Source organism: Janthinobacterium silvisoli, assembly GCF_014200725.1.
Lineage (GTDB): Bacteria > Pseudomonadota > Gammaproteobacteria > Burkholderiales > Burkholderiaceae_D > Janthinobacterium.
The window spans coordinates 1-4,489 of the sequence record NZ_JACHCL010000014.1 but is presented as its reverse complement, the minus strand read 5'-3'; the positions used below and the strand labels follow the sequence as shown (position 1 = coordinate 4,489).

Here is a 4,489-nt window from a genome sequence, read left to right as displayed (position 1 = left end):
TGCTTTCGCGCTATCGACAAAGCGTTGTGTTTGTCAGCTGCGAAGAAGGAAGAGTATGAAGCGTTTTCAGCATTTCGTCAACCTTCTTTTTTACTGCATCATCGTTTCCGGTGATCCCTTTTGTGCCGCAAACTAGTGCGTCTCATCGGGGAGGCGAACTATAGCAAAGCCGCCCGAAAGCGGCAAGGATTATTACGGCTATTCGAGAATTTACTTTAACAAGGCCGCAATCGCCATGCCGACCTCGGTCGTACTGGCAGTGCCGTCCATATCCGGCGTGCGTGGACCATGTTCCAAGACTTGCTCAATCGCCTGCAAGATAGCGTCATGTGCGGCCTTGTAATTGGCATCGCCATTGCCGAGGAAATCGAGCATCATGGCGCCCGACCAGATCATGCCAATCGGGTTGGCAATATTCTGTCCATAGATATCCGGCGCGGAACCGTGTACCGGTTCGAAGACGGAAGGGAACGTACGCTCGGGATTGATATTGGCTGACGGTGCGATGGCAATCGTACCCGTGCAGGCCGGCCCCAGGTCAGACAAGATGTCACCGAACAGGTTCGAAGCGACGACCACATCGAAACGTTCGGGGCTCAGCACAAAACGGGCCGCCAATATATCAATATGGTATTTGTCCCAGCGTACCTCGGGATAGTCTGGCGCCATCGCCTCGACCCGCTCATCCCAGTATGGCATGCTCAGTGCGATGCCGTTCGACTTGGTGGCCGACGTCAGGTGTTTCTTGGGCCGGCTTTGCGCCAGCTCAAACGCATACTTCAAGATGCGATCGACACCCTTGCGCGTGAACACTGATTCCTGCAATACGATCTCACGCTCGGTGCCTTCGAACATGCGGCCGCCCACGGGCGAGTACTCGCCTTCCGTATTTTCGCGCACCACATAAAAGTCGATATCGCCCGGCTTTTTATTTGCCAGCGGACAAGGCACACCTGGCATCAAGCGCACCGGACGCAAATTGACGTATTCATCAAATTCACGGCGGAACTTCAGCAGCGAACCCCACAGCGAAATATGATCAGGGACTTTATCTGGCCAGCCAACGGCGCCAAAGTAAATGGCGTCGAAATCCTTGAGCTGCTCGAACCAGTCGTCGGGCATCATTTGCCCATGTTCCAGGTAGTAATCGCAATTTGCCCACTCCATGGTGGTGAACTGCAACTCGATGTTATAGCGCTGCGCGCAAGCCTGCAGTACGCGCAAGCCTTCCGGCATCACTTCATTACCGATGCCGTCCCCGGCAATGACGGCGATTTTATGTTGGGCCATGCTTTACTCCTGACGATGCGGTGAAGTACTAGTGTGCCCCATCCGGGTACAGGCGCGCCAGTGTGTCGGAAGTAATGCTTGCGATGACAGGCTGGGCCAGTTCCACTGCTTGCGCGACAGCCTTTTCCCGGCGCAACTCTTTCCACAATTCAGCCAGGGCGTCATCGTGCCGCGCGACTTCCTGCTCGACGATTTCCTGCCAGAATGCCGGCGCTTCACCTTCGATGAAATTGCCGCGGCCACGACCAAAGTGCGCCACCGCCAGGTAACGCAAGACGCCAGCCACCACCAAGGTACACAAGAAAGCGTCCGTAAACTGCATGGTCGGCTCGTTGCGCTCCGTACCCGAATTAAAACCCCAGGCGGCGCCGGCAAAAGTCAGCGCTCCCACTACGCCACCAAGCAAAGCACCTGTTCCCAGAGTCAAGCCACCGGAAATCAGATCGGCCGACAAGCCCGTCGCCGCACCAGAAATCATGGCGCCCAGCAAGCCCGCCTGAGCTTTGTCGATCGGTGCGCGCACAGAGAAATTCTCACGCACGCGGGTATTGATCTTGTGCGCATCAGTCGGGTCAAGCTTGTGCAGTATCAGTAATTCGCGCGTGGTCTCGCCACTACGTGTGTTGAGCCTGGCAATCAGCGTCCCCATCGCCGCCTCTTGCCGTTGTTGCTCCTCGTTTTTGCCGATACCCACCACTTTCAAGGCCGACTTGAACAAGCCTTTGGAGGCAGGTTCGATCGCGGCGCTGTCTTGTGCCGCCACCACCAGCTGCTGCGCCAACACATGCATGGCCTGCTGGAAGCGCTGCATGTTTTGCGTTTGCCATGTGGCAAACAGGCGCGCATATCCCGCTTGCTGCGACGGTGGCAATAACTTGCCGACCGCTTCATAAAATACGCGTTCATGTACCCAGCAACGGGCAAAGGCATCGAGCGCAAGGACGTCGCGCACAACAGGATATTGCGCCAGATGCGTGCGCCAGCGTTCCTGCTCGGCATTTTCTGCATTACCAGGCCTTGGCGGTCCCATCTGGTTCAGCAAGACCACCACCGGTTTACCCAGCCATTCCAGGATTTTCATTTCCGCGGGCAAGTAGCCTGCATCTTTCGGGTTTTCCGATGAATTGACCAGATACAGCACCACATCGGCGGCATCTTTGGCCGTACGCAGCGCTTGCTGACTGAGCCAGAACGGACGGTCTCGATAACGGTCCAGCACTTCGCGTAAAAACCAGCCGATGGGATTGCCCGATTGCCCCAGGCGTTTCAGCAGCCGTACGGAATCGCCAAAGCCGGGCGTATCCCATAATTGCAAAGAATCACCCTGCGGCGTGCTCAGCAAGCTATGCGATTCCGCAAACACCGTCACGTGGGCGGCGTCACGCACTTCGCCCACGTCCACCCCGACCAGGGTACGCGCCAAAGTCGTCTTGCCATTATTCGTATGCGAAATCAGCGCAAACTGAATTTGCGCTGCATCATCCTGCACATCTTTACTGATCATGTTGCTACCGATAATTTCAAGCCGACACCAGCGTCGAGAGGATGAAGGGAAGGATCCAGCAGATTCACCAGAGTGGCCGTGGTTTTGTGGAATTGACAGAATTGCTGCCACAGGGCAATCCGTTCCGCCAGTCGGGCGCCCTTATCGGCCTGCTCACCAGCACGCTCGAGGTAAGACGATTCATCGAGCAAGACAGCAATTCCGCGCGTCGAGGATTTCACCAGGTAATCGAGGAAAGCGCCGTGATTTTCTTTTTCAGGCGTCGCCATCAGGTTGAACAATACGGCCGTGATATTGACTTGCGCATCGTTCAAGTCCGTGCCGCGCAAGACATCTTGCGGCTCCTCGCCATACGAGGTCGACGGACGCAGCATCACGCGGCCCTGCTCGCCAAACAACATGATGGCGATCTGCCCCAGTGCTTTATGGCGCGGCTCGTCGACGGTAAAACTGTAGGGCAGCACACGCAACATGCCTTCCGTCGCCACGCCAATGCTGTCATTGAGCTTGCGGAAATAAGGTTGATCGAGATCCAGCGGGAAATGCTGCGTCAGGCGCGACGCACGCCAGTTGCTGACCAGGGCCAATACAACGCGCGGCAAGACGACCAGCAGAAAAATGGTGGACGCATATAAATGCACCCAGCGCGCGCCGCCTTCGGCCGCCGTGGTTTGCGGAAAACGCAGCGCTTCGATTTCGGCCAGTGAAAAACCTTGCAGGTGAAACAGGGAAATGGCCGGCGCGAACAAGAAAGACAAGAGGCCGTGTACCTGGCTGGCACCAAGAAAAGTGCTTTCCCAACCGGCTTCGTATTGCGACAGGAAGCCGCGCGCATAGAGTGAAATGACGGCGCCGATGGCAAACAGGGCCGCGCTCAAATGGATGGTACGGCTCAAGCGGGCGGAAGTGAGCTTCGCGCTCAAGTGGGCCCACTCGCCCATGAAACTGAGCAAGCCAGTCGATAAGGCGTGCGGCAATTTGCGCGGCAAGGACAATTTTCCGACACTCAGATAGCGCACCATGGGCGCTCTGGGCCAGCCGAGCGGATGCGAGGGGATAAACAGCCAGATGAACAAGCCCAGATAGACCAGCAGATTCCAGGCAATGATCAAGAGGAGCGGCGCCGACAGTAAATCGACGCGGTGTGGATCCGTGATACGGTCGAGACCGGCGCCCAACAGCAACGCAAGTATGGGCAAAGTGCGGGCCAAAGTCTTCAAGCCGTTGCGCCGCTTTGCAAATACGCCAAAGGCTGGCGTGCGCTCGGTGATGCGCTTGATGATCTGTTCGGAGCGCTGCTGCAGGAAGTCATCGCTGGTCGCCTCGGCCTGCTTGCCGGATGCTTGCCACTGGGCAAGTTCCCTGGCGCTGCGGCTGGCATACATGCGGTCATCCTCGCTGAGGACTTCTCTTTTCTCGTCGGCCGTCTCGATCGCACGGACCAGCACCACATCTCTCGCAATTTGCTCGTTCATATTGCTCCTGTTTTTGTATGAAACGACAACTGGACAGGTAGATTGTGACGTACTTTTCCATTTCAGGCCAACGCAGCGCGAAGCGAGGCTGCAAAAGCACCAGACGTAAAAAAACCCCAACCGGATCACCGGAAGGGGTTTTTTCGAATAACAAGCCTGACAATAACCTACTTTCACACTGGTTGCAGCACTATCATCGGCGCAAAGTTGTTTCACGGTC

General features: G+C 56.5%; 3 protein-coding genes. All 3 read right to left on the bottom strand.

Features of this window, described 5'->3' with window-relative positions; all coding sequences use genetic code 11:
- Positions 1-210: 210 nt before the first annotated feature.
- The 3 genes from HDE75_RS26545 to HDE75_RS26535 are packed head-to-tail and all read right to left on the bottom strand — an operon-like array spanning position 211 to position 4,269.
- A complete protein-coding gene (locus HDE75_RS26545; RefSeq protein ID WP_183683135.1) occupies positions 211-1,290 on the bottom strand; it encodes a tartrate dehydrogenase in 1,080 nt (359 codons plus the stop codon).
- A gap of 28 nt (positions 1,291-1,318) precedes the next feature.
- Positions 1,319-2,794 (bottom strand): DUF3482 domain-containing protein, encoded by a 1,476-nt coding sequence (locus HDE75_RS26540; RefSeq protein ID WP_183683132.1) that lies wholly within the window; start codon positions 2,792-2,794, stop codon positions 1,319-1,321.
- Positions 2,791-4,269, bottom strand: coding sequence for a DUF2868 domain-containing protein (locus HDE75_RS26535; RefSeq protein ID WP_183683129.1), 1,479 nt, complete (start codon positions 4,267-4,269; stop codon positions 2,791-2,793). Before HDE75_RS26535 ends, HDE75_RS26540 begins: the two co-directional genes overlap by 4 nt.
- Between the last annotated feature and the right edge of the window lie 220 nt (positions 4,270-4,489).

Excerpts from the sequence above, each read along its gene's own strand:
- HDE75_RS26540 (WP_183683132.1), bottom strand. The coding sequence starts at position 2,794 with ATGATCAGTAAAGATGTGCAGGATGATGCAGCGCAAATTCAGTTTGCG.
- HDE75_RS26535 (WP_183683129.1), bottom strand. The coding sequence starts at position 4,269 with ATGAACGAGCAAATTGCGAGAGATGTGGTGCTGGTCCGTGCGATCGAG.
- HDE75_RS26545 (WP_183683135.1), bottom strand. The coding sequence starts at position 1,290 with ATGGCCCAACATAAAATCGCCGTCATTGCCGGGGACGGCATCGGTAAT.